General features: G+C 66.4%; 22 protein-coding genes. 17 read left to right on the top strand and 5 right to left on the bottom strand.

The genetic code is table 11. The features are described 5' to 3' along the window. The first annotated feature begins 34 nt into the window (after nt 1–34). The 6 genes from HWQ56_RS16305 (at nt 35) to HWQ56_RS16330 (ending at nt 7,875) form a co-directional block, all read left to right on the top strand. Nucleotides 35–2,185, top strand: a complete 2,151-nt coding sequence (locus HWQ56_RS16305) for a TonB-dependent siderophore receptor (RefSeq protein WP_176571160.1) — start codon at nt 35–37, stop codon at nt 2,183–2,185. A gap of 11 nt (nt 2,186–2,196) precedes the next feature. Next, nucleotides 2,197–2,787 (top strand): nicotinamide riboside transporter PnuC, encoded by a 591-nt coding sequence (gene pnuC, locus HWQ56_RS16310; RefSeq protein WP_158158230.1) that lies wholly within the window; start codon nt 2,197–2,199, stop codon nt 2,785–2,787. Nucleotide 2,788: 1 nt separating this feature from the next. Next, nucleotides 2,789–3,508, top strand: a complete 720-nt coding sequence (locus HWQ56_RS16315; protein ID WP_176571161.1) for a GntR family transcriptional regulator — start codon at nt 2,789–2,791, stop codon at nt 3,506–3,508. A 181-nt stretch (nt 3,509–3,689) separates the two neighbouring features. Beyond that, the gene (locus HWQ56_RS16320; protein ID WP_425331970.1) at nt 3,690–5,774 is read left to right on the top strand and encodes a TonB-dependent siderophore receptor; all 2,085 of its coding nucleotides are present in this window, start codon (nt 3,690–3,692) and stop codon (nt 5,772–5,774) included. A gap of 96 nt (nt 5,775–5,870) precedes the next feature. Further along, a complete protein-coding gene (locus HWQ56_RS16325; RefSeq protein WP_176571163.1) occupies nt 5,871–6,869 on the top strand; it encodes a nucleoside hydrolase in 999 nt (332 codons plus the stop codon). Nucleotides 6,870–7,131: 262 nt separating this feature from the next. Further along, on the top strand, nt 7,132–7,875 hold the full coding sequence (locus HWQ56_RS16330; protein WP_176571164.1) for an SDR family oxidoreductase: 744 nt from the start codon (nt 7,132–7,134) through the stop codon (nt 7,873–7,875). Nucleotides 7,876–7,899: 24 nt separating this feature from the next. Here HWQ56_RS16330 and HWQ56_RS16335 read toward each other — a convergent pair whose 3' ends face one another. Then, a complete protein-coding gene (locus HWQ56_RS16335; RefSeq protein ID WP_158158225.1) occupies nt 7,900–8,403 on the bottom strand; it encodes a GNAT family N-acetyltransferase in 504 nt (167 codons plus the stop codon). A 410-nt stretch (nt 8,404–8,813) separates the two neighbouring features. Between HWQ56_RS16335 and HWQ56_RS16340 the strand changes: the two genes are divergently transcribed. Next, nucleotides 8,814–9,062, top strand: coding sequence for a hypothetical protein (locus HWQ56_RS16340; RefSeq protein WP_176571165.1), 249 nt, complete (start codon nt 8,814–8,816; stop codon nt 9,060–9,062). Between the two features lie 193 nt (nt 9,063–9,255). Here the strand turns inward: HWQ56_RS16340 and HWQ56_RS16345 are convergent, their stop codons facing one another. Continuing rightward, entirely contained in the window at nt 9,256–10,650 is a 1,395-nt protein-coding gene (locus tag HWQ56_RS16345; protein WP_176571166.1) for an FAD/NAD(P)-binding protein, read from the bottom strand. 59 nt (nt 10,651–10,709) lie between these two features. Further along, complete coding sequence (locus HWQ56_RS16350; RefSeq protein WP_158155674.1) at nt 10,710–12,074, bottom strand: LLM class flavin-dependent oxidoreductase; 1,365 nt, start codon at nt 12,072–12,074, stop codon at nt 10,710–10,712. A gap of 318 nt (nt 12,075–12,392) precedes the next feature. On the opposite strand from HWQ56_RS16350, the gene hflK (HWQ56_RS16355) reads away from it, so the two are divergent. The 4 genes from hflK (HWQ56_RS16355) (at nt 12,393) to HWQ56_RS16370 (ending at nt 18,360) form a co-directional block, all read left to right on the top strand. After that, nucleotides 12,393–14,327, top strand: coding sequence for a protease modulator HflK (hflK, locus tag HWQ56_RS16355; protein ID WP_176572417.1), 1,935 nt, complete (start codon nt 12,393–12,395; stop codon nt 14,325–14,327). A 15-nt stretch (nt 14,328–14,342) separates the two neighbouring features. Next, nucleotides 14,343–15,377 (top strand): protease modulator HflC, encoded by a 1,035-nt coding sequence (hflC, locus tag HWQ56_RS16360; RefSeq protein WP_176571167.1) that lies wholly within the window; start codon nt 14,343–14,345, stop codon nt 15,375–15,377. After that, nucleotides 15,374–16,420, top strand: coding sequence for a protease modulator HflK (gene hflK, locus HWQ56_RS16365; RefSeq protein ID WP_176571168.1), 1,047 nt, complete (start codon nt 15,374–15,376; stop codon nt 16,418–16,420). Before hflC ends, hflK (HWQ56_RS16365) begins: the two co-directional genes overlap by 4 nt. Nucleotides 16,421–16,488: 68 nt before the next feature. Continuing rightward, entirely contained in the window at nt 16,489–18,360 is a 1,872-nt protein-coding gene (locus HWQ56_RS16370) for a cation-translocating P-type ATPase (RefSeq protein ID WP_245217888.1), read from the top strand. 118 nt (nt 18,361–18,478) lie between these two features. Here HWQ56_RS16370 and HWQ56_RS16375 read toward each other — a convergent pair whose 3' ends face one another. Both HWQ56_RS16375 and HWQ56_RS16380 read right to left on the bottom strand, forming a co-directional pair. Further along, complete coding sequence (locus tag HWQ56_RS16375) at nt 18,479–19,453, bottom strand: GlxA family transcriptional regulator (RefSeq protein WP_176571170.1); 975 nt, start codon at nt 19,451–19,453, stop codon at nt 18,479–18,481. Nucleotides 19,454–19,517: 64 nt separating this feature from the next. Further along, complete coding sequence (locus HWQ56_RS16380; RefSeq protein ID WP_233270859.1) at nt 19,518–20,081, bottom strand: helix-turn-helix domain-containing protein; 564 nt, start codon at nt 20,079–20,081, stop codon at nt 19,518–19,520. 310 nt (nt 20,082–20,391) lie between these two features. Between HWQ56_RS16380 and HWQ56_RS16385 the strand changes: the two genes are divergently transcribed. Genes HWQ56_RS16385 through HWQ56_RS16410 form a run of 6 tightly spaced genes read left to right on the top strand, consistent with a single transcriptional unit; the run spans nt 20,392 to nt 26,371 of the window. Next, on the top strand, nt 20,392–23,313 hold the full coding sequence (locus tag HWQ56_RS16385) for a monovalent cation/H+ antiporter subunit A (RefSeq protein ID WP_176571171.1): 2,922 nt from the start codon (nt 20,392–20,394) through the stop codon (nt 23,311–23,313). Continuing rightward, entirely contained in the window at nt 23,313–23,657 is a 345-nt protein-coding gene (locus HWQ56_RS16390; RefSeq protein WP_158154743.1) for a Na+/H+ antiporter subunit C, read from the top strand. The genes HWQ56_RS16385 and HWQ56_RS16390 overlap by 1 nt, the downstream gene beginning before the upstream one ends. Then, the gene (locus tag HWQ56_RS16395; protein ID WP_158154744.1) at nt 23,654–25,264 is read left to right on the top strand and encodes a monovalent cation/H+ antiporter subunit D; all 1,611 of its coding nucleotides are present in this window, start codon (nt 23,654–23,656) and stop codon (nt 25,262–25,264) included. The genes HWQ56_RS16390 and HWQ56_RS16395 overlap by 4 nt, the downstream gene beginning before the upstream one ends. After that, entirely contained in the window at nt 25,261–25,749 is a 489-nt protein-coding gene (locus tag HWQ56_RS16400) for a Na+/H+ antiporter subunit E (protein WP_158154745.1), read from the top strand. The genes HWQ56_RS16395 and HWQ56_RS16400 overlap by 4 nt, the downstream gene beginning before the upstream one ends. Continuing rightward, nucleotides 25,746–26,024, top strand: a complete 279-nt coding sequence (locus HWQ56_RS16405) for a K+/H+ antiporter subunit F (protein WP_158154746.1) — start codon at nt 25,746–25,748, stop codon at nt 26,022–26,024. Before HWQ56_RS16400 ends, HWQ56_RS16405 begins: the two co-directional genes overlap by 4 nt. After that, the gene (locus HWQ56_RS16410) at nt 26,021–26,371 is read left to right on the top strand and encodes a Na+/H+ antiporter subunit G (RefSeq protein WP_158154747.1); all 351 of its coding nucleotides are present in this window, start codon (nt 26,021–26,023) and stop codon (nt 26,369–26,371) included. The genes HWQ56_RS16405 and HWQ56_RS16410 overlap by 4 nt, the downstream gene beginning before the upstream one ends. The last annotated feature ends 72 nt before the right edge of the window (nt 26,372–26,443 follow it).

Genomic DNA, 26,443 nt, shown 5'->3' on the forward strand with positions numbered 1-26,443 from the left:
GAAAAAAATCATTGTGTTCGCAAGGAGCTGCCCCATGTTTCGCCCCCTTCCCTTCCCGGCGCGCCTGCTGGTGTCGAGCATTGCGCTCGCCTCCCCCTGGGCGGTCGCGGAAGAGCCCGTGACCCTGGGCGCCGTCACCGTCGTCGGTGACAGTCCCGAGGGTTACCGGGCTACCCACGCGTCGGTCACCGGCGTCGACGACGCCCCCTTGCTCGATACCCCGGCGGCGGTGTCAGTGTTCAACACCCAATTGCTGCAAGATCAGCAGGTGCGCCTGCTCAGCGAAGTGCTGCGCAACGATGCCGCGGTGGGCGACAGCTACGCCCCCATCGGCTACTACGAAAATTTCGTGGTTCGCGGCTTCTCGCTGAATGCCGCCAGCAGCTACAAGATCAACGGCCGCACCATCACCGGCGAACAGAACGTGGCGCTGGAGAACAAGGAGCAGGTGGAAGTGCTGAAGGGCCTGGCGGGCTTGCAGAGCGGCGTCAGCGAGCCGGGCGGCGTGGTCAACTATGAAACCAAGCGCCCTGCCAACGTGCGCTCGGTGACCCTGTCCACCGACGAGCAGGGTGGCCGTTACCTGGCCACCGACCTGGGCACCTTTTTCGGCAGCGAGCAGCAGTTCGGCATCCGTACCAACCTGGCCCATGAAGACATCCGCTCCTACGTCGACCACGCCGACGGCCAGCGCGACTTCGCCTCGGTGGCCTTCGACTGGAACATCGACCCGCGTTCCAGCCTGCAACTGGACGTGGAATACCAGCACCGCGAACAACGCTCGGTGCCCGGCTACCAGTTGCTCGGCGGCACGCAGCTCCCGCATCACGCCGACCCCCACGACCTGCTGGGGTACCAGAGCTGGTCGGACCCGGTGGGCATGACCTCGCTGAACATGGAAGGCCGGTACCAATATCGCCTCACCGATGACTGGAGCGCGCAACTGAGCCTGTCCCGCAGCCGGGTGATCATCGACGACAACAGCGCCTTCCCGTATGGCTGCTACTACGGCGCCGACTGCACCGCGACCACCAGCCAGTTCAGCAGCACCGGCGACTACGATATCTATGATTTCCGCAGCCCCGACGACACCCGCCGCAACGACGAGGCCCAGGCCTCGCTCAGCGGCGAGTTCAACACCTTTGGCTTGCGCAACGAACTGGACCTGGGCGTCAGCGCCTTCCGCCGCACGGTAGACCAGCGCGATGCCGTCAACGAATACGTGGGCAGCGGCAATATCGACGCTACCCCACAGGCATGGGCGCCCTACCCCGGGGACGCTGGCCACACCTACCGGCACCTGGACAGCCGCCAGTACGGGCTGTTCATCAACGACCGCCTGCACCTGGACGAACACTGGCAACTGGTGGTGGGCGGCCGCGAAGTGCGCCTGGACGAAAAGGCCTTCGATGCCGACGGCGACACCACCCGCCACACTCGGATGTGGGAGTTTCTGCCCAACCTGGCGGTGATCTACAAGCCCACCGACAACCTGTCGCTGTACGCCCGCTACAGCAAGGGCCTGTCCCTGGGCAGCGAGGCGTCGTGGTTCGCCAGCAACGCGGGTGAAACCCTGGCGCCGACGATCTCCCGGCAACTGGAAGTAGGCATCAAGCAGGACTGGCAACGCCTGAGCCTGGGCGCGGCGCTGTTCCAGATCAGCCAGGGCTACCAGTATTCCCGGCCCAACGACGACGGCACCTTCACCTACGTGCAGCAAGGCAAGCAGAAAAACGTCGGCCTGGAATTGACCGCCAGCGGCCGTGCCACCGACCGCTTGCAACTCAACGCCAGCGTTGCCGCTACCCGGGCCCGGGTAGAGGGCAGCGGTACGGACAGTTACGAAGGCCACCAGGCCATCAACGTGCCGGCCCTGCGCGCCAGCTTCTACGGTGATTACAGCGTGCCTGGCATCGACGGCCTGGCCGTGCTGGGCGGCGTGCAGTACAGCGGCAAGAAGTACGCCAACCGCGAAGGTACGGTGCAGGTGGGTGACTACGCGGTGTTCAACGCCGGCAGCCGCTACACCACGCGCATCGAAGGCTATGAAACCGTGTTTCGCCTGAGCGTCGACAACCTGTTCGACAAGCGCTATTGGCGCGACGTGGGCGAATACGCCGGCGACGACTACCTGTTCCTCGGCGCACCGCGCACCGCGCGGCTGTCGGCCACGATCAACTTCTAAGGAAACCCATCATGTCGAACCTGGAAATACTCGCGGTGCTGGTCAATGTGCTGGGCGTCTGGCTCACGGCGCGGCGTACCCCTTGGTGCTGGCCGGTCAGTGTGGTGGCCGTGCTGTTGTACGTGTGGATCTTCTATGACGTGAAGCTGTATTCGGACATGCTCCTGCAAGTGCTGTTCGTCTTCCTGCAAGGCTACGGCTGGTGGCGCTGGCGCACCGGGCGCATGGCCCAGGGCAAGGTCCGGGTCGAGGCACTGCCGTTGAACGTGGCCATCATCAGCCTGCTGGCTGGCGCCGTGTTGTCACTGCTGCTGGGCGCCGCCATGGCCCACTTCACCGACGCTGCGGCGCCCTGGCTGGACGCCACCCTGACCGGCTACAGCCTGGTGGCCAGCTACTGGTCAGCGCGTAAATTCATCGCCAACTGGTGGCTGTGGATCGTGCTCGACGCGGTGTACACAGGCTTGTACTACTACAAGGACCTGACCCTGACGGCGGTCTTGTACGCCGGTTTCATCGTGCTGGCGATCTATGGCTTGCGCGCCTGGCAACGTGACCTGGCGCAGCAGCCGGCCGGCGGCGCCCTCGAGCCGGCCCGCTGACATGAGCATCAAGCCTGCGCAGTCCCAGTACCTGCGAATCAGCGAGCAGTTGGCGGGCGACGTCGCCCGCGGCCAGTGGCTCGACGGCGCCCGCTTGCCCACCGAGCGCGAATTGGCCGAGCAATTCGGCTGCACCCGCGTCACCCTGCGACAGGCGTTGCAGCGCCTGGAGGCCCAGGGCGTGCTGTACCGCGGGCACCGTCGCGGCTGGTTCGTCTCGCCGGCGCCTATCCAGTATGACCCGACGCGGGTCAGTGGCTTCATGGAATACGTCAGCGCCCAGGGCCGCGAACCCCGCACCGAATGCCTGCTGGCCGAGCGCCGCCAGGCCGGCGCGTGGCTGGCCCAACGCATGAACCTGGCGCCCAGTGATGGGGTGTTCCACCTGGAGCGGCGGCGCTGGGTCGACGGCCGCGCGGTGTTGCTGGAAACCAACGTCCTGGCCGAAGCCTGGTGCCCGGGCCTGCTGGAGCATCGCCTGGACGGCTCGTTGACCCACCTGCTGCGCGAACAGTACGGGCGCCAGCAGGCCCGGAGCCAGATCAGCCTCAAGCCATGCCTGCTCGACGAAGGGCAAAGCGCACTGCTGGAAATCGCCAGCGGCGCCAGCGGCTTGTACCTGCAGCGAACGTGTTTCGATGATCAGGGCCGCACGGTTGAGTTCGACCAGGAATACTGGCGGCCGGACTCGGTGGAGGTGCTGCTGAATATAGACCGCTGAGTCGCTGAGGGCGCTTGCGCGCCTTCATGCCGAAAAAACTGGCGCCCCTCGTCTGCTCTGTTCGGTAGATAGATAGGCAGCTAATATACTTGAGAATGATTCTCAAACTATAATTGTTACCATTCATGTCTATTAACGAGTTCTCCCTTTGCGTGTCGCTCATTCGTTCGCTTCTCCCTTTCTGCTCACTGTCCTGGCCAGCGTCTTGGCCGGCCTGCCCAACCTGGCCGCGGCCGAGCAGGTGCTGCCAGCCACCCAAGTGGGCGCCGATGCCCTGACCACCGACGACAGTTACACCGCGCCTACCGTCAGCACCGCCAGCAAGGGCGACGTGCCAGTGAAGGAAGAAGCGCAGACTGTCAACGTGGTCACCCACCAGACCCTCACCGACTACAACGCGCGCTCGCTGGATGACGCCATCAAGTTCATCAGCGGTGCCAGCCAGGGCAACACCCTGGGCAATACCAAGGACTCGGTGGTCAAGCGCGGGTTTGGCAGCAATGACGACGGCTCCATTCTGCGCGACGGCGTACGTTCGATTCTGTCGCACAATTTCACCGCCACCGCCGACCATGTCGAGGCCCTCAAGGGCCCGGCGTCGCTGCTGTACGGCGCCATGGACCCAGGCGGCCTGATCAATGTGGTCAGCAAGCAGCCGCAGTACGTGCAAAGCACCACCTTAAGCGGCTCAGCGGCCAGTGAAGGCGGCGGCACCCTGGGCGTCGACACCACCGGGCCCATCGGCGATACCGGCCTGGCGTACCGCCTGGTGGCCGAACGGCAACACGAGGATTACTGGCGCAATTACGGCATCGACCAGCACACCCTGGTGGCCCCCTCCCTGAGCTGGACGGGTGAGCGCGCCAGCCTGACCCTGGCCTACGAGTACAACGACTACAGCGACCCGTTCGACCGCGGCACGGTGTTCGTCGACGGTCATCCGGCCCACGTTTCCTATGACAAACGCCTGGACGAAAGCTGGGCCAAGACCGTCGGCATCAGCCAGACCGCCAGCGCTCGCTTTGAATACCAACTCAGTGATGATTGGAAAACCCGCATCACCTATGGCTGGAACGACGACCGCTACAGCCTGGCCATTGCCCAGCCCACCAAACTGTCGAGCAGCGGCGTGCTGACCCGCCAGGCCAATGGTGGCCACTATGACTACGAAACCCGCTACGCCAGCTGGGATTTCATTGGCACCCCGCAGCTGTTCGGCCAGGAGCACGACCTGCTGATCGGCGCCGACCAGGAAGCCGACGACCGCTACCGCGGCAAGACATACCGCAACACCGCCCAGGCCGGTTTCAACATCTATTCGCCCACCTATGGCAGCCTGGCCGAACCCAGCGTGGTCAGCCAGACCACCAGCGACCTGAGCAACCAGCTCAACTCCACCTCGCTGTACATCAAGGACAACTGGCACTTGGACGACCGCTGGATCCTGGTGCTGGGCGGCCGTTATCAGCACTACGACCAATACATCGCCCAGGGCCTGGGCGCCAGCCGCTCGGTCAGCCTGGACAGCAACGGCGACGCCTTCGTGCCCCTGGCCGGGCTGGTGTTCAAGGTCAACGATGACCTGTCGCTGTACGGCAACTACAGCCGCTCCTTCGTGCCCAACACCACGGTGGATGACAGCGGCAAAACCTTCGATCCCGAGCAAGGCCGCAGTTATGAAGTGGGTGCCAAGTACGACATCGCCCCTGGCCTGAACCTGAACCTGGCGGTGTACGACATCGTCAAGAAGAACGTGGTGACCACCTCCACCGTCAACGGCGAAAGCGTCAGTGAAGCGGCCGGCAAGGTAGGCTCGCGGGGGGTGGAACTGGACGTCACCGGGCGGATCGCCGAGCGCTGGGACATGGTGGGCACCTACGCCTACGACCACACGGAAATCCTCGACGACCCCACCGACAAGGGCAACCGCCTGAGCCAGGCACCGAAACAGACCGCCAGCCTGTACCTCACCCATCACCTGCAGGTACCGGCGCAATGGGGTGACTGGCATGCGGGGGCCGGTGCGCGCTATGTCGGTGACCGTGCCGGCGACAACGACAACAGCTTCTACCTGGCCAGCTACACGGTAGCCGATGCATTCCTGCGCTGGGAGGTCCCGGTCGCGGGTTACAAGACGCGCTTGCAATTGAACGTCGACAACCTGTTCAACAAAGAGTACTACCCGTCGAGCACCGGCTCAGGGCAGTTGCAGGTCAATGTCGGTGAGCCGCGCACCGCGCGCCTGAGCGCCAGCGTCAGTTTCTAAGGCCGCGGCGATGCCCGGGTGAATTGACAGCCGTGGGCAACGCTTGCATGCTCGCGGCTGTCGCGGGCATTGCCCGGCTTATGGAAAGGAACTCCAATGAAGCGCAACGTCATCATCGATTCGGACATGGGCTGGGACGATGTGCTGTCCATCGCCTACCTCATGAAAGACCCCACCGTCCAGATCATCGGCCTGACCGTCACCGGTTGCGGTGAAACGGACCTTGGCTGGGGCGTGATCATCGCCCAGCACCTGCTGGGCATCGGCCAGCACCTGGACACGCCGGTCGCGCGGGGCACCGACGTGCCGCTGAAGCTGGACAATGTCTTCCCCCAGCCGTTCAAGAATGACATGAACGACATCATGGGCCTGCTGGGCACCCTCAACCCGGAGCGGCTGCCGCCCCTGTCGACAAAGCCCGCGTGGGAATTGCTGCACGACACCCTCAAGGCCACCACGCAGCCCGTCACCCTTCTGTCGCTGGGCGGCTTCACCAACCTGGCCAAGCTGCTGGCCCTCAAGCCCGCGGCCAGCGACCTGGCGAAAATAGAGCGGGTCGTCGCCATGGCCGGCGCCGTGTACGTGGACGGCAACGTCGCTGCCCTCAACGGCGCCATGAAGGCATGGGACCAGGGCAGCCGCTACAGCAGCAACTACCACGCCGAGTGGAACGTGTTCGTCGACCCCGAGGCCGCCGATATCGTCTTCAAGTCCGCGCTGCCCCTGACCCTGGTCCCTCTGGACGCCTGCAACCAGGTGATCCTCGACCCCAGCTACATCGACACCATCACCGCCACCGACCCGGTGGCCAACCTGGTGCGCAACGTGTTCAAGAAGAAGACCGGCGATAATGCCGAAGGCAACCTGCCGGTGCCGATCTTCGACCCCCTGGCGACGATGCTGATGGCCGGTGGCCTGACAGCGAACAAGGTCGACCGCCAGTTCCTGTCGGTCGTCACCGGGCAGACCGAAGAGGACAACCACTGCGGCCAGTTGCAGGTACAGACCACGGGCTCGCGCCAGATCGACATCGTGCTGGGCGTGTCCCAGACCCTGTTCGCGCGCCAGTACGCCAAGGTCATCAACGGCCAGTAGCGCCGCCTGAAGCACGTAGCAGCGGACCTGGCCGCGTCACCAACGCCGCGCAGCATCCGGTACACCGCCGTGACCGCCCGCGGCCGAATACACTCATGAGCCCGGCTCATAAGGACAAGCGCCACTGACCGGCTAATCACCCCGCGTCGCAGCCCCTATCATAACCAGCCATGGTCACAGGTCAGGAGGCCCTACCGTGCTGGCCCATTTCCTCGCCGGGCGCCCGTCGCCCCGCGCCATCCCCATCAGGAGCATCCCTGCCATGAGCGAACACATCCACGGCAAAGTCATTGTCATCACCGGCGCCAGCAGCGGCCTGGGTGAAGCCACAGCACGCCTGCTGGCCAGCCAGGGCGCCCACGTGGTGCTCGGTGCCCGGCGCCTGACGCGCATCCAGGCCCTGGCCGACGAACTGAGCGCCAGCGGTGCCAAGGCCCTGGCCGTGCAGACCGACGTCACCGACAGCGCCCAGGTCAAGCACCTGGTCGATACCGCGGTGCAGGCCTACGGGCGCATTGACGTGATGCTCAACAACGCCGGCCTCATGCCTCACTCGCCGCTGGAGCGGCTGAAAGTCGAAGACTGGGACCGCATGATCGACGTCAACATCAAGGGTGTGCTCTACGGCATCGCCGCCGCCCTGCCGCACATGCAGCAGCAGAAAAGCGGCCAGTTCATCAATGTCTCGTCGGTGGCCGGCCACAAGGTACGCCCCGGCAGCGCCGTGTATGCTGCCACCAAGCACGCGGTGCGCGCCCTGTCCGAGGGCCTGCGCCAAGAGGTGAAGGCGTGGAACATCCGCACCACCATCATCTCCCCCGGCGCCGTGGCCACCGAGTTGCCCGACAGCATCACCGAACCCGACATCGCCGAGGCGGTACGCAAGCTATACGAGATAGCCCTGCCAGCGGACGCCTTTGCGCGGACCGTGGCGTTTGCCATCGGCCAGCCGGACGACATGGACATCAACGAGATTCTGTTCCGGCCGACGCGTCAGGAGGTGTGAACCTGACCACGGCGGCCATGCCCGTCAGTGGGTGACGCGCGTCACCAGGAAATTGGTCAACTGCGGCTCGTCGTCCAACTCGATGGCGCGGGCCGGGCGTGGCAGATCGCTGAGCACAGCGCCCCAGAACGCCTCGGCGGCGTCGTCCTGGCGGTAGTAACGCACCAGCCAGTTTTCATGCCCCCCGGTGAGCACTTGGGTCACCAGGGCCTTGCCGATGCCTTTGCGGCGGTATTTCTTGAGAATGAACAGGTCAGCCAGCTCCAGCGCATCGATGCCTGGCAGCTCGCTGCGCTCTACCAGCAGGAAACCGGCGACGTAGCCGTTGACCAGCAGCAGGTTGGCGCTCCAGTCCTGATCGTGCCAGTAGCGCAGCAGGTGCTCGTCATGGATGTAGTAACGGCCATCCAGGTCTACGTCTTCCTCTTCCCAGTCGGAAGACTCATAGGCGTAGAACTGGTAGAGATTGCGAATCAGCGGCGCCTGGTCCAGCTCGGTGGGTAGCAGTTCAATGGTCAGGTCGGTCATGGCCGGGCCTCGCAGGCAGCGGGGCGATGGCGGGTGGGACGGTGAATCGGCGACATGGTATTCCCGGTAGAAATGAAAGCGGCACGGCCCCGGACGGGCAGGCGTTGTGTGCAGGGCGCTATTGTTGTCAAAAACCGGGGGGAAGGCTATCGGGAAATGCCTGGAAAGGTATCGGCGGTGCTTTTTTTTGGTTCTTCACGGATTGCCGAGAAAGTGGGTGGTGCTTACGAAGATCTTTAGTGGACAAACAAGGCGGGGCAGGTCGTCTCACAGACATAACTGGCCCGAAACGGATGTGGGACCGGGCTTGCCCGGGAAGCGCCGTGCGGACGGCGCTCGCTCTCAGCAGCGACACAACAACATCGCCTGGCGCCTGGAAGCCCTGATGCGATCTCCAACCAGGAGCCCCGATGAACATTCTGTCGGCACGGCTTAAGATCGCACCAGGACCACCAGGTGCATGTCCTGGTTTTTCCAGCGCCCTTGAAATCGAGCGCCGCCCGCGCGGCGCTTCCCAGGCAAGCCTGGTCCCACATCTGTTTCGGGCCAGTTATGCCTGGCACATCACCTGGTCCGCTCTGTTTGCTCACTGTGGATCTGCGGTGGTGCGCCAACTTTTCCGGGATTCCGTGAAGAACCTTTTTCCCCGCCTTGGTTGAAAAACCACCCAGGGCTTCGCCAGGCTCAGTTTCGCGGGCAACTCCGAAGGCTTACCCTGGCGTTCAACCAGGCAGCACCAGCGCCTGGCCGGCCGTCAGCGGTTGGGCGGTCAACGCCTGCTGCAGTCGCCTGGCGTGGACGCGGCAGTGGCGCAGGGTAGGCGCCACCGGGAACACAGCCTGGCGGCCGCGGCTATCCCCGCGCGCCGGCCAAGGTCAGCGCCAGGGCCTTGGCTTGCGCGGCCACGTCGGTGACGGCGGTACTTTCCCACCACAGGCCGCGCAGGGGTGGGCCCATGGCGAACAGTCGTGGCGACGCCCGCCCTTCGCGATTCTCCACGGCGCCGTTGGCAGCCGCCGCGATGCCCAGCGCCAGCGGCCCCGGCCGGATCAGGCCGCGGGCCAGCAGTTGCCTGGGCAACGGCCGGTCAACCCGGCGCCAGTCATATTCGATGCCGGTAGAATTGATCAGGGCAACGCCCGTGTCGACTCGCTCCCGCGCCTGGCCACGGTCACGCACCCGAATACCCACCTGGCCGTTCTCGGCAGGCGCCATGCCCAGCAGGGACGCGGCGGCAATGGTCACCCGGCCCTCGGCCAGCAAGCGCTGCAACAGCGCATCACTGGGCGGCGGCGAGCGGTGGTGGTGGCTTTCCCACCAGGGGCGGGCATGGCGCACGAACTGGCGCTTTTCACGCTCGCTGGCCTGGCTCCACAAGCGCCCGATGTGGGCCCGCACGGTGTCCAGCGGTGCCTGCCAGTCGATGCCCGCCGCCATGGCCTGACGACACTGGCCGCGCAATGCCCGCCATACCTGCAAGGGGCTGCGAAGGGACAGGTCGGCCGCCAGGAAGTCCGGCCATGTCGGTGGCTGACGGCGCACATGGGGCAAAAGCCCATGGCGCGAGTACACCTGGATGGGGCCGCGATGGCCCGCCTGGTCCAGCGACACCACGGCATCGACCATGGTCAGCCCGGACCCGATGATCAGCACCCTTCCCTGGGGGTCCAGCCCGCGCATGGCCTGCACGTCCCATGGGTCGACTGCCGCCGCGTTGAGGCCGCTGGACTGGCGCTGGCGGGTGCGCGCCGCCGGGAACATGCCAGTGGCCAGCACCGCCTGGCTGCCCCGTACCTGGCTGCCATCGGCCAGGCTCAGGCGCACGCCAGTGGCATCGACCTGCAGGTCCACCACTTCGACGCGCACGTGCTCCACCGTAGCGCCATGGGCCTGGCCGACCTGCCGAGCTTCGGCCAGCCGCTGCTGCACATAGACGCCGAACAGGCCCCGGGGCGGGAACAGTTCGGCCACCGGTACCGGCTGGGCATCGGACTCTGGCCAGCCACCGGCGGCGATATGGGCCGTGAGCCATTGGGTCAGGTCATCGGGGTTGTCCGGGTCCACACTCATGCGCGCGGCATTGCCGTTGAGGGTGTGGCCCAGCTCGGTGGCACTGTACGCCTCGCCGCGGCCCAGTTCGGCGCGGGTTTCGAACACGCGGACGCGACGCTGGCCGGGTAGGCGCAGCAGTTGCGCGGCCAGCAGGGTGCCGGACAGGCCGCCGCCGATGATCAGGATGTCATTCATGGGTACTCACTGTTGTCAGTGGGGTTGCCGGGTAGAGCATAAACGGGTTTCACCTCGGTTCAACCGCGCCGGTAGCGGGCGCCCGGGTGGTTGGCCCCCAGGCGCGGCCCTGCGCCGAAAAGCTTCTCACGCAGGGTGCCGGAGCGGTACTGGGTCTTGTATACGCCGCGCTTCTGCAGCTCCGGCACCAGGTGGTCGACCACATCGCTGAAGGTCTCGTGGGTCACCGCGTAGGCCAGGTTGAAGCCGTCCACATCAGTCTCGTCCATCCACTCCTGAAGGAGGTCGGCCACGGTCTGCGGGCCACCGACGAACAACGGCCCGAAACCGCCGATGCCGACCCAGTCGGCCAGGGAGTTGGGGGTCCAGACGGTGTCCGGGTCGGCGGTGGAAAAGGCTTCCACGGCGGACTGGATGGCATTGGTCTTGACGTGACGCAGGGCTTCGTTGGGCTGGAACTGACTGAAGTCGATGCCCGTCCAACCACTGATCAATGCCATGGCGCCTTCGTAGCTGACCCAGGACTTGTATTCTTCGAACTTGGCCCGCGCCTTGGCGTCGGTTTCATCAACGATGACCGTCTGCAGGTTGAAGATGAGTATGCTGCGCGGGTCGCGCCCGGCCTCCGCGGCGCGACGGCGGATATCGGCCACGGTCTTTTTCAACAGGACCTTGGACGGCGCGGCGACGAACACGCACTCGGCATGCTCGGCGGCGAACTGCTTGCCACGGCTGGACGCCCCTGCCTGGTACAGCAACGGCGTGCGCTGGGGCGACGGCTCGCACAAGTGAATGCCAGGCACCTGGAAGTGTTTGCCGGCATGCTCGATGGGGTGAATCTTGCTGGGGTCACTGAAGATTCGCCGCGCCCGGTCGCGCACCACCGCCCCGTCTTCCCAGCTGCCTTCCCACAGCTTGTAGCAGACCTCCAGGTATTCCTCGGCAAAGTCATAGCGTGCGTCGTGCTCGGTCTGCGCGGCCTGGCCAATGTTCTTGGCGCCGCTCTCCAGGTACGAGGTAACGATGTTCCACCCCGCGCGACCCTGGGTCAGGTGGTCGAGGGTGGACAGCCGCCGGGCGAAGGGATACGGGTGCTCGAACGACAGCGACGCGGTGAGGCCGAAGCCCAGGTGTTCGGTGACCAGGGCCATGGGCGGAATCAGCTGCAATGGGTCGTTGACCGGTACCTGGGTGGCCTGGCGGATGGCCGCGTCGCCGTTGCCCTGGTAGACATCGTAGATACCCAGCACGTCAGCGATGAACAGGCCATCGAACTTGCCGCGCTCGAGGATCTTCGCCAGGTCGGTCCAATAGGCAAGGTCCTTGTATTCCCAGGAACGATCCCGCGGGTGCGCCCACAGGCCCGGGGACTGATGGCCCACGCAGTTCATGTCGAAAGCGTTGAGGCGGATTTCACGCGACATGGCAAAAACTCCAATCTGAACAAAGATTCATGCATCTGATGGGCATGACGTTGCACAGTGCGTGCCGCCTTGGCTGCGGCCGCGATCGCGGGGCCGACGCGGACCGCGGCGATGGGTTGGCGGTACTGTCGGCCAGCAAACTGTTGCCCGGCTGTTGCCTTGGCAACACCTCTGGCCTGGGGCTGGCGACGAAAATTTCACGGCCAGTGTTATACAGTTACTTTTTACACGTAGACTGCTCGGTCGCCTCTTGATCCTGCCGGACATGAGGAAGGGAGCGCGACGAGCCCAATTATTCAAAGAGTCAGAATGCGTCTTATGAGAGTGGATCTGGATTACCCGGCCGGCGACCTGCACGCCCTGCCGCGGTTCGTGCGGGCCGGCTGGCAGGCGCGGCGCCTGCTGGCGGTGATGCTGGGCCTGGCAGGCGTCTTGGGCCTGGCCTTGCTCGGCGGCATATTCGTCGAACTGTTCACCCGCGACACCCTGTGGCTGCCCTTGCTGTGCCTGGTCAGCGCCGCCAGCCTGACCCTGCTCGGCGCCGTGCAGTGGGCCTGGCGCATCGCCCGCTGGCGCGAGGCCGCGCTCAAGGGCGAGCCCCTGGGCGGGCTGCCGGTGGAATGGGTGCAGGACGACCCCCAGAGCGGCTATGACCGCCTGCTCAACCGCCTATCCGACACCGCCCTGGTGTGGGTCGAGCGCCTGGGCGTCGGGGCCCTGTGGCTGATGGCCGCCAGCGGCGTCGCCCTGCTGCTGGTGCGCTACGGCTGGAACCTGGCGCTGGTGCCCCACGCCCTGGGCCAGACTGCCTACGTGCTGGCTGGCCTAGCGTTGGTGCTGGCCTTCGGGCTGTTGGTGCTGGAGCGCCACCTGAGCGCCACCGATGCCGTGGAGTGGCCCGAGGCGTCGGGCTTGGCGCTGCAACTGCGCATTACCCTGGCCAGCCTGCTGCTGGCCGCCGTGTGCCTGTTTTTCGCCAGTTCCGAGGCCGTATGGCCCTTGCGCCTGGCGGTTCTGGCCGGGCTGCTGCCGGCGCTGGCCGCGCTGGAACTGCTGGTGCGCGCGCTGCTGTCGGTGTTCAACCCGCAGCGCCCTGCCCTTGAGCCGCACATCGTCGCCGACAGCCTGGTGGCCGGCTTGCTGCACTGGCCGCCGCGCCCGCTGGGCCGGTTGCAGGATGAAATGCAGCAGCGTTTCGGCATCGACCTGCGGCAGATCTGGGCGCTGGGCTTCATGCGCCGTGCCAGCCTGCCAGTCCTGAGCCTGATCGCGGTGGTCGGCTGGCTACTCAGCGGCGTCACCCAGGTCCCCATGAACGGCCGCGGCGTCTACGAGCAGTTCGGCAAGCCCGTGACCGTGTATGGCCCCGGCCTGCACGTGGGCCTGCCATGGCCGTTCGGGCAGGTACGCGACGTCGAGAACGGGGTGATCCACGAGCTGGCCACCAGTGCCGAAGGCAGCAGCGATGAACCGGCCGTGAGCGCTGACGGCCCGGCTCCGGTGAGCGCCAACCGCCTGTGGGATGCATCGCACCGCGCCGAGAAATCCCAGGTCATCGCCAGCCAAGCCGGCGACCAGCAGAGCTTCCAGGTGGTGAACATGGACGTGCGGTTCGTGTACCGCATCGGCCTCAGCGACCAGGCTGCCCTGGCGGCCACCTACAACAGCGCCGACGTGCCGGCACTGATCCGCAGCACCGCCAGCCGGGTGCTGGTGCACCAGTTGGCCGGTCGCGAGCTGGATGACATGCTCGGCGAAACCCGTGCGCAGCTGGGCGAGGACATTGGCAAGCAGGTGCAAGCTGACCTTGACCGCCTCAACAGCGGCGTGGAGCTGCTGGCCACGGTGGTCGAGGCCATCCACCCACCGGCCGGCGCCGCCGATGCCTACCACGGCGTGCAGGCCGCGCAGATCAGCGCCCAGGCCTTGATTGCCCGCGAGCGCGGCAACGCCAGTGTCACCGGCAACCAGGCGCGCACCGACGCCAGCCTGGCCACCGATAATGCCCAGGCCGGCAGCGCCGAGACCCTGGGCACGGCCAAGGCCGCCGACCTGCGCTTCGGTGCCGAACTGCAGGCCTGGCACAGCGCCGGCCAGGCGTTCATCGACGAGCAGTATTTCAGCCAGTTGGCCAAGGGCCTGGTCAATGCCAAGGCGTTGATCCTGGACCACCGCATCGCCCGGGACCAGCCGCCGACCCTGGACCTGAGAACCTTCGCCGCCCCGGTTGACCCCGCCCAGCCCCGCCCTTGATGGCCCGCAGGAGTATTGATTTTGAGTTCATCGCATAACCACGTGGGCCACGATCACGCCCACCACGATCATCACGGCCATGACCACGGGCATGACCACGAGGCGGCCCCCTCGCGGCCGTGGAAGCGCATCGGCATCGCCGCGGTCCTGGTACTGTTTGCAACCGCCACCGCCTGCCTGGTGCAGGTACGCAGTGGCGAGGCCACGGTCATCACCCGCTTCGGCAACCCGGCGCGGGTGCTGCTGCAACCGGGCCTGGCCTGGCGGCTGCCCATCCCCTTCGAGTCGGCGGTGCCCGTAGACCTGCGCCTGCGCACCACCTCCAGTGGCCTGCAGGACGTGGGTACCCGCGACGGCCTGCGCATCATTGTCCAGGCCTACGTGGCCTGGCAGGTGCAGGGCGACAACGCCAACGTGCAGCGCTTCATGCGCGCGGTGCAGAACCAGCCCGACGAAGCCGCGCGGCAGATCCGTACCTTCCTCGGTTCGGCCCTGGAAACCTCGGCCAGCGGCTTCGACCTGTCGAGCCTGGTGAACACGGACGCTGACAAAGTGCAGATCGCCGACTTCGAAGACCACGTGCGCCAGCAGATCGCCAAGCAGTTGCTCGACACCTATGGCGTACGCGTGCTGCAGGTGGGCATCGAACGGCTGACGTTGCCGGCCGTGACCCTCAACGCCACCGTGGAGCGCATGCGTGCCGAACGCGAGACCATCGCCACCGAGCGCACCGCCGAAGGCAAGCGCCAAGCCGCTGAAATCCGCTCCGCCGCCGAGCGTGACGCGCGCATCCTGCAGGCCGACGCCACCGTCAAGGCCGCCGACGTCGAGGCCCAATCCCGGGTCGAGGCAGCGCAGATCTACGGCAAGGCCTATGCCGGCTCGCCGGAGCTGTACAACCTGCTGCGCTCCCTGGACACCCTGGGCACCATCGTCAATTCCGGCACGCGCCTGGTCTTGCGCACTGACGCGGCGCCGTTCCGCGCCCTGGTGGACGGCCCGCCGCAATTGCCTGCACCAGCTGGCGCGAGCGCCGGAGCCAAGCCATGAGGGGGGCCGCACCCGCCGCCCGCCCGCCCAGCCCCTGGATGCAGGCCGGGCGCCTGACCTTCCTGGCGCTGTACGGCATCACCCTGCTGGCGGCGTTCGGCTGGGCGGTGTCGAACATTCGCCAGGTGGGCCCGGAAAGCCGTGCCGTGGTGCTGCGCATGGGCGCCCTGGAACGTATCCACGGCGCCGGCCTGTTGCTGGCCTGGCCACGGCCGTTCGAGCAGGTGGTGATGCTGCCCTCCGCCGACCGGGTGATCGAACAGCGGGTGGAAACCCTGCTGCGCGAGAACCAGACCCGTGGCATCGACGCCAACACCTCGCCCAACAGCGATGCCGTGGCAGGCGCGGGGTACCTGCTGACCGGTGACGCCGGTGTGGTGCAACTGGACGTGCGAGTCTTCTACAAGGTCATCGACCCGTACCCGTATGTGCTGCAGAGCGCGACCATGACCGCCGCTCTGGACCGAGTGGTCGCCCGCAGCGCCGTGGCCGTTTCGGCCTCCCGCGACCTGGACACCATCCTGGTGGCGCGCCCGGAACTGGTGGGCAGTGACAGCCAGGCCGCCGAGCGCCGCGAGCGCTTGCGCGGCGACCTGATGCAAGGCATCAACCAGAGCCTGGCGGCCTTGCAGGCCCAGGGCGCCGGGCTGGGCGTGCACGTGGAACGGGTGGACCTGCAATCGAGCCTGCCTGACGGCGCGGTGAACGCCTTCAATGCCGTGCTCACCGCCAGCCAGAAGGCCGAGCAGAACATCGCCTCGGCGCGCAATGATGCAGCCAAGGTCAACCAGGCCGCTACCCAGGAGGCCGACCGCACCCTGCAGGTGGCCCACGCCCAGGCCAGCGAGCGCCTGGCCAAGGCCCAGGCCGACACCGCGACCATCACCAGCCTGGCCCAGACCCAGCGCGAGCGTGGCGACCCCGGCCTGCTGCAGCGCCTGTACCGCGAACGCATCCCGACCATTCTGCAAAAGGCCGGCAACGTGACCACGGTCGACCCCCACGACGATGCCCGTCTGATTCTGCAAGGCAGCCAACCATGAGTGCGCACTCCCATCACCACCACGGCCATGCCCACCACGGGCATTCCCACGGCCACCTCACCGGCGGCATGCTCAGCCGCGATGAACGCCGCAGCGCCGCCCGCCAACTGACCCTGGCCATGGTTGCCCTGGGCCTGCTGGCCTTGGGCCTGGCCTGGCACTGGTTCGACCCGGCCCAGGACGGCGTGGCGCAGATTCTCTTCGGCGTGGCCTCCCTGCTGGTGGCCATTCCCGTGCTGCGCTCGGCCTGGTTCAGCATCCGCTACCCCAGCCTGCACGGCCTCACCGACCAGTTGGTGGCCATCGCCCTGCTGGGCGCCTGGGCCACGGGTGACCTGTTGACTGCGGCGCTGTTGCCCATCCTGATGATCTTCGGCCATGTGCTGGAAGAGCGCAGCGTGATCGGCTCCCAGGAGGCCATCGAGTCCCTGGGCCGCCTGACCCGCAGCCATGCGCGCCTCATTGGCAGCGATGGCAGCATCAGCGAAGTGGACAACGGTACCCTCAAGGCCGGCGACCAGGTGGAGGTGCGCGCCGGTGACCGCGTGCCAGCTGACGGCCGCGTCCTGGAAGGCCAGGCCAGCCTGGACACCGCGCCCATCACGGGCGAGTCGGTGCCGGTGCAGGCCGCGCCGGGCATGGAAGTGTTCGGTGGCGCGATCAACCTGGACGGCCTGCTGCGCATCGAGGTGTCGCGCACCGGTGAGGATTCGACGCTGGGCAAAGTCATCGCCCTGATGCAGAAGGCCGAGCAGTCCAAGCCCCCCATCACCCGCCTGCTGGAGCGCTACGCTGGCCAGTACATGGTGCTGGTGCTGCTGATCGCCGCCGTGACCTGGTTCATCACCAACGACCCCCAGGCCATGCTGGCCGTGCTGGTCGCCGCCTGCCCTTGCGCCCTGGTGCTCTCGGCGCCGGCCACGGCGATCGCCGGTATCGCGGTGGCGGCGCGCCACGGCATCCTGATCCGCAGTTCAGCGTTCCTGGAAGAGTTCGCCGACCTCAGCTCGCTGGTGATCGACAAGACGGGCACCCTCACCTATGGCGCCCTGCACCTGCAGCGCTTGCAAGCGGTGCCTGCCTGCAGCGCCGATGAGTCGACCTTGCTGCACCTGGCCGCCAGCCTCGGCGCCGCCAGCAGCCACCCGGTCAGTCGTGCCCTGGCGACCCTGGTGGCGCAGGATGCCTACCACCCGCTGGAGCAATTGCGCGAACGCCAGGGCCTTGGCGTGATCGCCCAGACCCCGCAGGGCGAAGCGGCCCTGGGCCGCGCCGAGCTGTTCCAGCAACTGGGCATCGACCTGCCGCCGGTGCCGGAGCACGACGGCCCGATTGCCGGGCTGTCGCTCAACGGCCGGTTCCTGGCCTGGCTACTGCTGGCCGACCAGATGCGTCCGGAGGCCGCCAGCGCCTTGGCCGACCTGCGCGAACTGGGCCTGGGCCGGCAACTGCTGCTGACCGGCGACCGCCTGCCGGTGGCCAATGCCCTGGCCAGCCAGGTGGGTATCAAGGACGTGGTGGCCCAGGCATTGCCGGAAGACAAACTGCGCCACGTCACCGACGAAATCCGCCAGGGCTTCCGGCCGCTGGTCGTGGGTGACGGCATCAATGACTCACTGGCGCTGAAGGCCGGCGTGGTGGGGGTCGCCATGGGTGCCGGCGGTTCCGACATCGCCCTGGCCTCGGCCGACATCGTGCTGATCGGCAGCGACCTGCGCCGCCTGGGCACCTGCGTGCGCCTGAGCCGCCAATGCCGCCGCACCCTGCAGGTGAACGTGGCCATCGGCCTGGGCTGGACCCTGGCGATCGTCGCAGCGGCTGCGTTCGGTTTGCTGGGCGTGGCGGGCGCGGTGATCGCGGCGTTGCTGCATAACTTGAGCACGTTGCTGGTGCTGGGGAACGCGGGGCGGTTGTTGCGGATCGAGGAGCCTTTGAAGTAGGGGGCATGGATTGGAGCTGTTGCGTTCTCCAGATCGAGCGCCGCCCGCGCGGCGCTCGATCTCGGGAACACCAGAAGCCTTAAGCCACGCACCTGACTGCCCGGCCCAATCCTCCCCCCTACCGCCCGCGCAACCCCACCGGCCGATACAACTCCCTCACCCCATACCGCTCGCGGTACTCGCTCAACGCATACCCTGTGACCCGCATGAAGATCTTGCGCAAGGCGCCCACGTCCTGATACCCGACGCTGTTGGCGATCTGGTCGACATTGCGCTGGGTGGTCTCCAGCAAATGGCACGCCCGGGCGATGCGCAGGTACTGGCAATACTCGGTCGGCTTGAGCCCGGTGCTGGCGTGAAAGCGACGCAGAAAGGTGCGCGGTTCGAGCCCTGCGCACGCCGCCATGTCGTCCAGGGTCACGCCCTTGGCCTGGTTGGTCTGCAACCACAACTGCACCTTGAGCACCTCGGCACGGCCATGATCCAGGCGTGGCTGGAAGGGGCTGGGCGGCAAGGGCTCGCTGCGCCAGGGCACATTCAGCACACCATGGGTTTCCACCGCCAGCGCTGCCCCCAGGTAACGCGCCAGCACCGCCAGCCCCAGCGCTTGCCATGCATGGTTGCCCGAGGAGGTCACCACATCACCGTCATCCAGCAGGGGTTCATGGGGCAGTACCTGCACCTGGGGGTAACAGGCCGCCAGGCCCATGGCGTGGTCCCAGTGCAGCGTGGCCTGGCGGCCATCGAGCACCCCGGCCATGGCCAGCAGCCAGGCGCCCGAACAGACTGCCACCAGCACGGCGCCATCGGCATGCCAGCGTCGCAACGCAGCAACCGCAGGCCCCAGCGCTTCGGCATCAGGCACCTGCACAGCGGGCAACGGCGGTACGAATACCACCGTCGGTGTCTGCCCGGCGTCGGCACCGCTTACGACGTCCACCTGTAAGAGTGGCGTTTTCGCCATGCCCAGGTCGTCACGAACCTGCTCGGCGCAGGCAAACAGATCCACCAGCCCGGCCACCGTGGATGCCTGGCTACCGGGGTATTGCAACAGGCACAGGCGCAACCCTGCGTGCGGGGATCTTTCTGTCATTTTTCACTGCCTTCTACACGGTGGCGTACATGCTACCCAACGGGCCTGTGGCAGAGAAGCGCTTTCAGAAAATGACGTTGCGCACGAAGCGCACCGGCACCGGCCCGTCATTACGATAGCCGTGAGGGCGGTCGCTGGCGAACATGAAAAATTCGCCCGCCTGGACAGGCCGCGCCAGGCCGTCTACCTCAAGGGTCAGACAGCCTTCGTAGACGAATACCTGCTCGGTATAACCCGGGCCATCGCAGGAACCCTGATAGATCTCTCCAGGGGCCAGCTGCCACTCCCACAGTTCCACTTCCCGACGCGCCGGGGCGCTGGCCAGCAGCACCGCGGTACTGCCCGCCTGGCTGCCGGCCCAAGCCAGCTCATTGATGCGACCGCGGTCGCGGTTGTCCGGGGCGCTGATCAGGTCGCTGAACACCACCGCCAGCGCCTCGGCGACCCTGTCCAGGGTGCCCAGGCTCACATTTCTCTCACCCGCCTCGATGGCGACCAGCATTCGCCGGCTGACCCCGGAGCGCTCGGCCAAGGCGGTCTGGCTCAGGCCAGCGGCGAGGCGCAGACGCCGCACATTGTGGCTGACGTGTTGCAGCACCGAGGCGCGCGGGGGAGAGTCTGGGGGCACGGCAATAGGCTCTGGCATGGGTTCTGGCGCAACGTAAGGTCGCTGTCCCCGGCTGGCGCTGGGGTGGCGAGCCCTGTTGAGCGCCTGTTCGACGAGGTTCATGCCGGGGCATTGCGTGGAAGGATGGACGCAGGACTTCAGCGACCTTCATCCGGGCGTGAACGATTCAAGGATTATGGCTTTTGTAAACTTTTGCAATGAAAAACCCACCAAATAGACCACTATTGTAGGGTTCAGGCATAGGCTGGCGGTTGGTGATGGCCGCCCTGGCCCGTATGATTCCTAGTCCCTTTCAGCAGATCAGACCGCTATGTCATTGATAGTCCTACTGCTTCTGCCCTTCATCGGTAGCTGCCTGGCAGCGGTGCTGCCCCACGATGCGCGCAACCGCGAGTCGATCCTGGCCGGCCTGGTGGCGCTCACCGGCACCGTCGCGGTGGCGCTGATGTACCCGCAGGTAGCCCATGGCGGGGTCATTTGCGAGACCTTCGAATGGCTGCCCGGCCTGGGCCTGAACCTGACCCTGCGCATGGACGGCTTCGCCTGGCTGTTCTCCCTGCTGGTGCTGGGCATCGGCACGCTGGTATCGCTTTACGCGCGCTATTACATGTCGCCGGATGACCCGGTGCCGCGCTTCTTCGCCTTTTTCCTGGCGTTCATGGGCGCCATGCTCGGGTTGGTGATGTCCGGCAACCTGGTGCAAATGGTGTTCTTCTGGGAGCTGACGAGCCTGTTCTCGTTCCTGCTGATCGGCTACTGGCACCACCGCGCCGACGCCCGCCGCGGCGCCTACATGGCCTTGGCGGTCACTGGCGCTGGCGGGCTGTGCCTGCTGGCCGGGGTGATCGTACTCGGCCAGGTAGTGGGCAGCTACGATTTGGACACCGTGCTGGCGGCCGGGGAACAGATCCGCGCCAGTCACCTGTATCCGGTGTTGCTGACGCTGATCCTGATCGGCGCGCTGAGCAAGAGCGCCCAGTTCCCCTTCCATTTCTGGTTGCCCCACGCCATGGCGGCCCCCACACCCGTATCGGCGTACCTGCACTCGGCGACCATGGTCAAGGCCGGGGTATTCCTGTTGGCCAGGCTATGGCCGTCGCTGTCGGGCAGCGAACAGTGGTTCTGGATCGTCAGCGGCGCAGGCGCCTGCACCCTGCTGCTGGGCGCGTACGCGGCCATGTTCCAGAACGACCTCAAGGGCCTGCTGGCCTACTCCACCATCAGCCACCTGGGCCTGATCACCTTGCTGCTGGGGCTCAACAGCCCGCTGGCGGCGGTGGCGGCCGTGTTCCACATCCTCAACCACGCCACGTTCAAGGCCTCGCTGTTCATGGCCGCGGGCATCATCGACCATGAAAGTGGCACCCGCGATATCCGCCGTCTCAGCGGGCTGTTTAGGATGATTCCGTTCACGGCGACCCTGGCCATGGTGGCCAGCGCAGCCATGGCTGGGGTGCCGTTGATGAACGGTTTCCTGTCCAAGGAAATGTTCTTCGCCGAGACCGTGTTCATCACCTCCACGGCCTGGGTCGAAGCGGCGCTGCCCGCCGTGGCGACCATCGCCGGCACCTTCAGCGTGGTGTACGCCCTGCGTTTTACCGTCGACGTGTTCTTTGGCCCACCGGCCACCGACCTGCCCCACACCCCACACGAACCGCCCCGCTGGATGCGCGCGCCGGTGGAGCTGCTGGTACTGCTGTGCCTGGTGGTGGGCATTTTCCCGGCGCAATCGGTGGGGCCTTTGCTCGCGGCCGCGGCGCTGCCGGTGGTGGGCGGCGAATCGCCCGCCTACAGCCTGGCCATCTGGCACGGGTTCAATGCGCCGCTGATCATGAGCCTGATCGCGATGGGCGCCGGCATCGTGCTGTACCTGTTGCTGCGCGGCCAGTTGCGCCGCGGCCGGTTGCAGCGCCCACCGCTGGTGGGGCGCCTGAGCGGCAAGCGCCTGTTCGAACGCAGCCTGGTGCTGCTGATGCGCCTGGCCCGGCGCAGCGAGCGCTGGCTGACCACCCGGCGCCTGCAGCCGCAATTGTTCATGCTGGTGCTGGTGGCGGTGGTCGCCGCGGTGATCCCCTTGCTCCACAGCGGGCTGAGCTGGGGGCTGCGGCCCAAGATCGCCGGCTCCGGGGTATTCGTGACCTTGTGGCTGATCGCCATTGCCTGCGCCCTGGGCGCTGCCTGGCAGGCTAAATACCACCGCCTGGCGGCCCTGACCATGGTCAGCGTCTGCGGGCTGATGACCTGCATCACCTTCATCTGGTTCTCGGCACCGGACCTGGCCCTGACGCAACTGGTGGTGGAAGTGGTGACCACGGTGCTGATCCTGCTGGGCCTGCGCTGGCTGCCACGGCGGATCGAAGACGTGCAGCCCCTGCCTGGCCACGAACGTCGCGCGCGGGTGCGCCGGGTGCGCGACCTGCTGCTGGCCATTGCCACCGGGGGCGGCATGGCGGCCCTGTCCTACGCCATGCTGACCCGCGCCACGCCCAACCATATTTCCGAGTTCTACCTGCGCAAGGCCTTGCCCGAAGGCGGCGGCAGCAACGTGGTCAACGTCATGCTGGTGGACTTCCGCGGCTTCGACACCCTGGGGGAGATCACCGTGCTGGTGGCCACCGCCCTGGCCATCTTCGCCCTGCTGCGCCGCTTCCGCCCGCCGCGCGAGAGCATCCAGTTACCCGCCCAGCAACGCCTGCTGGCGCCGGACGTGGTGACCGACCTGGTCAACCCGCGCCAGGCCAGCGACACCGCACTGGGTTTCATGATGGTGCCAGCGGTGCTGGTACGCCTGCTGCTGCCATTGGCGGTAGTGGTGTCCATGTACCTGTTCATGCGGGGTCACAACCAGCCCGGCGGCGGCTTCGTCGCCGGCCTGGTGATGGCAGTGGCGTTCATCCTCCAGTACATGGTGGCCGGCACCCAATGGGTCGAGGCGCAGATGCGCCTGCGGCCGCAGCGCTGGATGGGCACGGGCCTGCTGTTCGCCACGCTCACGGGCGTGGGCGCCATGGTCCTGGGCTATCCGTTCCTGACCACGCACACCGCCCACCTGCACCTGCCCGTGCTGGGTGAGGTTCATGTGGCCAGCGCACTGTTCTTCGACATCGGGGTGTTCTGCGTGGTGGTGGGCTCGACCCTGCTGATCCTGACCGCCCTGGCGCACCAGTCGGTGCGCGCGCACAAACCCTCCGGGCTGCCCAAGCCCATCGCCCCTCCACAAGGAAGTGCCTGATGGAAGAAGTCATCGCAATCGCCATCGGCGTGCTGGCCGCCTCCGGGGTCTGGCTGGTGCTGCGGCCCCGGACCTTCCAGGTGATCATGGGCCTATGCCTGCTGTCCTACGGCGTCAACCTGTTCATCTTCAGCATGGGCAGCCTGTTCATTGGCAAGGAGCCGATCATCAAGGACGGTGTCCCGCAGGATTTGCTGCACTACACCGATCCCCTGCCACAGGCCCTGGTGCTGACCGCCATCGTCATCAGTTTCGCCATGACTGCGCTGTTCCTGGTGGTGCTGCTGGCGTCGCGCGGCCTGACCGGCACCGACCATGTGGATGGCCGGGAGACCCGGGAATGACTGCCATGCCGTCGCTGCTGATCGCCCCCATCCTCCTGCCGTTGCTGACCGCGGCGGTGATGTTGTTGCTGGGGGAAAAACACCGGCCGCTCAAGGCTCGCCTCAACCTGCTGTCGACCCTGGTCGGCCTGGGCATCGCCGTGGTGTTGCTGCTGGGCGTGCAGAACCAGGCCAGCGCCATCGGGGTTTACTTGCCCGGCAATTGGCAAGCGCCGTTCGGGATCGTGCTGGTACTGGACCGGCTGTCCGCGCTGATGCTGGTGCTGACCGGGATCATCGCCAGCGCCGCCCTGGTGTTCGCCATGGCCCGCTGGGACCGCGCCGGGGCCAGCTTCCATGCACTGTTCCAGATTCAGTTGATGGGCCTGTACGGTGCCTTCCTGACGGCCGACCTGTTCAACCTGTTCGTGTTTTTCGAGGTGCTGCTGGCGGCCTCCTACGGCATGCTGCTGCACGGGTCCGGGCGGGCACGCGTGTCCTCGGGGCTGCATTACATCGCCATCAACCTGCTCGCTTCGTCGCTGTTCCTGATCGGCGCAGCGATGATCTACGGGGTCACCGGCACCCTCAACCTGGCCGACCTGGCGCTGAAGATCCCCCTGGTGCCGGAGGCCGACCGGGGCTTGCTGCACGCCGGGGTAGCGATCCTGGCCACGGCGTTCCTGGCCAAGGCCGGCATGTGGCCGCTGAACTTCTGGCTGGTACCGGCCTATGCTTCGGCCAGCGCGCCGGTCGCGGCCCTGTTCGCGATCATGACCAAGGTCGGCGTCTACACCTTGCTGCGCCTGTGGACCTTGCTGTTTTCAAGCCAGGCGGGCGCCTCGGCTCATTTCGGCGGCAACTGGCTGCTGGCCGGCGGGCTGCTGACCATCGCCGTGGCGGGTATTGCCGTACTGGCCGCCCAGCGCCTGGAGCGCATGGCCAGCCTCAGCATCCTGGTGTCGGCAGGTACATTGCTGGCGGCGATCGGCTTCGGCGTGCCGGCCATCACCGCTGGCGCCCTCTTCTACCTGGTCAGCTCGACCCTGGCGCTGGGCGCGCTGTTCCTGCTGGCCGAACTGATCGAGCGCTCCCGTTCGGCCAACGAAGTGGCCCTGGAAGACGACGGCGACCTGCTGCCACGCCCCGTGGAGTCGCTGCACCCACCCAAGGGCATCAACCTGGACGACGAACAGAAAGCCGTGGTCGGCCAGGTGATTCCCTGGACCATGGCGTTTCTGGGCCTGAGCTTCATCGCCTGTGCGCTGCTGACGGTCGGCATGCCGCCACTGTCGGGCTTCATCGCCAAATTGAACCTGATCGGTGCGCTGGTGCGCACCTCGGGGCCGGCGGCCTGGGCGCTGGTAGCCTTGCTGATTCTGTCAGGGCTGGCCGCCCTGCTGGCCATGACTCGGCTCGGTATCCAGCGCTTCTGGACACCCCAGGAGCGCCCCTCGCCGCTGCTGCGTCCTGCCGAATGCGTGCCCATCGTTATGCTGCTGGGGCTGTGCGTCGTGCTGACGATCAAAGGCCAGTGGTTGCTGGATTACACCCACGATACCGCCGCGGTGCTGGATGACCCCAGCCACTACATCGACGCGGTCATGACCACTGAGGTGCGCCCATGAAGCGTCTGTTTCCGGCGCCGTTGCTGTCACTGGCTTGCGGCTCACTGTGGTTGCTGCTGAACCTGTCCCTGAGCGCGGGCAACGTGCTGCTGGGGGTTGTGCTGGGCATTCTGGCACCCTGGCTGATGCGCTCGCTGCGCCCACTGTCCGTACGCATCCGCAAACCCGGCGTCATCCTTCGCTTGCTGGGCCGGGTGGGTCTGGATGTGGTGGTATCCAACCTGCAAGTCGCCTGGGGCGTGCTCAACCTGGGGCGCCGGCCTCCCCGCTCAGCCTTCGTCAAGGTACCGCTGGACCTGCGCGATGCCAATGGCCTGGCGGCCCTGTCGACCATCACCACGGTGGTGCCGGGCACGGTCTGGTCGGAACTGGCCCTGGACCGCAGCATTCTGTTGATGCACGTCTTCGACCTGGACGATGAAGCCCGCTTCATTGCCCACTTCAAGGCCACCTACGAGCGTCCGCTCATGGAGATTTTCGAATGAGTGCCTGGCTCGACCACGTCATCGTCCTGAGCCTGGCGATTTTCGCCCTGGCCATGCTGCTGACCCTGTATCGGCTGTTCAAGGGGCCCTCTGCCCAGGACCGGGTGCTGGCGTTGGACTACCTGAACATTCTGGGCATGTTGACCATGCTGGTGCTGGGCATCCGCTATGCCAGCGAGACCTACTTCGAGGCAGCGCTGCTGATTGCGCTGTTCGGCTTCGTCGGCTCGTTCGCCCTGGCCAAATTCCTCTTGCGCGGCGAGGTGATCGAATGAACGAAGTGCCAGCGTGGGCCGAAGCGGCCGTTGGGCTGCTGCTGTTGCTCGGCAGCCTGTTCGCCCTGTTGGGGGCGATCGGCATGGTGCGCCTCAAAGACTTCTTCCAGCGGATGCACCCACCGGCCCTGGCGTCGACACTGGGTGCCTGGTGCGTGTCGCTGGCGTCCATTGTTTACTTTTCGATGGTGCGGCACGAACCGGTGCTGCATGCCTGGCTGGTGCCCATTCTGCTGGCCATTACCTTGCCGGTCACGACCCTGCTGCTGGCGCGCGCCGCGCTGTTTCGCAAACGCATGGCGGGCGAGCCTGTGCCGGGTGAAGTCAGCAGCCGCGAAACCCCGTAGCGGCTTGCGCAAAGGGCTCGAGGCTGCCCTGGCCGCATCGCGGTGTGCCTGATGTTACGCGGCGTTCGTGAC

The organism is Pseudomonas eucalypticola, from assembly GCF_013374995.1.
GTDB lineage: Bacteria > Pseudomonadota > Gammaproteobacteria > Pseudomonadales > Pseudomonadaceae > Aquipseudomonas > Aquipseudomonas eucalypticola.

What these genes read in the sequence shown, in the direction of transcription:
- HWQ56_RS16305 (WP_176571160.1), top strand. Translation starts at nt 35, where the DNA reads ATGTTTCGCCCCCTTCCCTTCCCGGCGCGCCTGCTGGTGTCGAGCATT.
- pnuC (WP_158158230.1), top strand. Translation starts at nt 2,197, where the DNA reads ATGTCGAACCTGGAAATACTCGCGGTGCTGGTCAATGTGCTGGGCGTC.
- HWQ56_RS16315 (WP_176571161.1), top strand. Translation starts at nt 2,789, where the DNA reads ATGAGCATCAAGCCTGCGCAGTCCCAGTACCTGCGAATCAGCGAGCAG.
- HWQ56_RS16325 (WP_176571163.1), top strand. Translation starts at nt 5,871, where the DNA reads ATGAAGCGCAACGTCATCATCGATTCGGACATGGGCTGGGACGATGTG.
- HWQ56_RS16330 (WP_176571164.1), top strand. Translation starts at nt 7,132, where the DNA reads ATGAGCGAACACATCCACGGCAAAGTCATTGTCATCACCGGCGCCAGC.
- HWQ56_RS16335 (WP_158158225.1), bottom strand. Translation starts at nt 8,403, where the DNA reads ATGACCGACCTGACCATTGAACTGCTACCCACCGAGCTGGACCAGGCG.
- HWQ56_RS16340 (WP_176571165.1), top strand. Translation starts at nt 8,814, where the DNA reads ATGAACATTCTGTCGGCACGGCTTAAGATCGCACCAGGACCACCAGGT.
- HWQ56_RS16345 (WP_176571166.1), bottom strand. Translation starts at nt 10,650, where the DNA reads ATGAATGACATCCTGATCATCGGCGGCGGCCTGTCCGGCACCCTGCTG.
- HWQ56_RS16350 (WP_158155674.1), bottom strand. Translation starts at nt 12,074, where the DNA reads ATGTCGCGTGAAATCCGCCTCAACGCTTTCGACATGAACTGCGTGGGC.
- hflK (WP_176572417.1), top strand. Translation starts at nt 12,393, where the DNA reads ATGAGAGTGGATCTGGATTACCCGGCCGGCGACCTGCACGCCCTGCCG.
- hflK (WP_176571168.1), top strand. Translation starts at nt 15,374, where the DNA reads ATGAGGGGGGCCGCACCCGCCGCCCGCCCGCCCAGCCCCTGGATGCAG.
- HWQ56_RS16370 (WP_245217888.1), top strand. Translation starts at nt 16,489, where the DNA reads ATGCTCAGCCGCGATGAACGCCGCAGCGCCGCCCGCCAACTGACCCTG.
- HWQ56_RS16375 (WP_176571170.1), bottom strand. Translation starts at nt 19,453, where the DNA reads ATGACAGAAAGATCCCCGCACGCAGGGTTGCGCCTGTGCCTGTTGCAA.
- HWQ56_RS16385 (WP_176571171.1), top strand. Translation starts at nt 20,392, where the DNA reads ATGTCATTGATAGTCCTACTGCTTCTGCCCTTCATCGGTAGCTGCCTG.
- HWQ56_RS16390 (WP_158154743.1), top strand. Translation starts at nt 23,313, where the DNA reads ATGGAAGAAGTCATCGCAATCGCCATCGGCGTGCTGGCCGCCTCCGGG.
- HWQ56_RS16395 (WP_158154744.1), top strand. Translation starts at nt 23,654, where the DNA reads ATGACTGCCATGCCGTCGCTGCTGATCGCCCCCATCCTCCTGCCGTTG.
- HWQ56_RS16400 (WP_158154745.1), top strand. Translation starts at nt 25,261, where the DNA reads ATGAAGCGTCTGTTTCCGGCGCCGTTGCTGTCACTGGCTTGCGGCTCA.
- HWQ56_RS16405 (WP_158154746.1), top strand. Translation starts at nt 25,746, where the DNA reads ATGAGTGCCTGGCTCGACCACGTCATCGTCCTGAGCCTGGCGATTTTC.
- HWQ56_RS16410 (WP_158154747.1), top strand. Translation starts at nt 26,021, where the DNA reads ATGAACGAAGTGCCAGCGTGGGCCGAAGCGGCCGTTGGGCTGCTGCTG.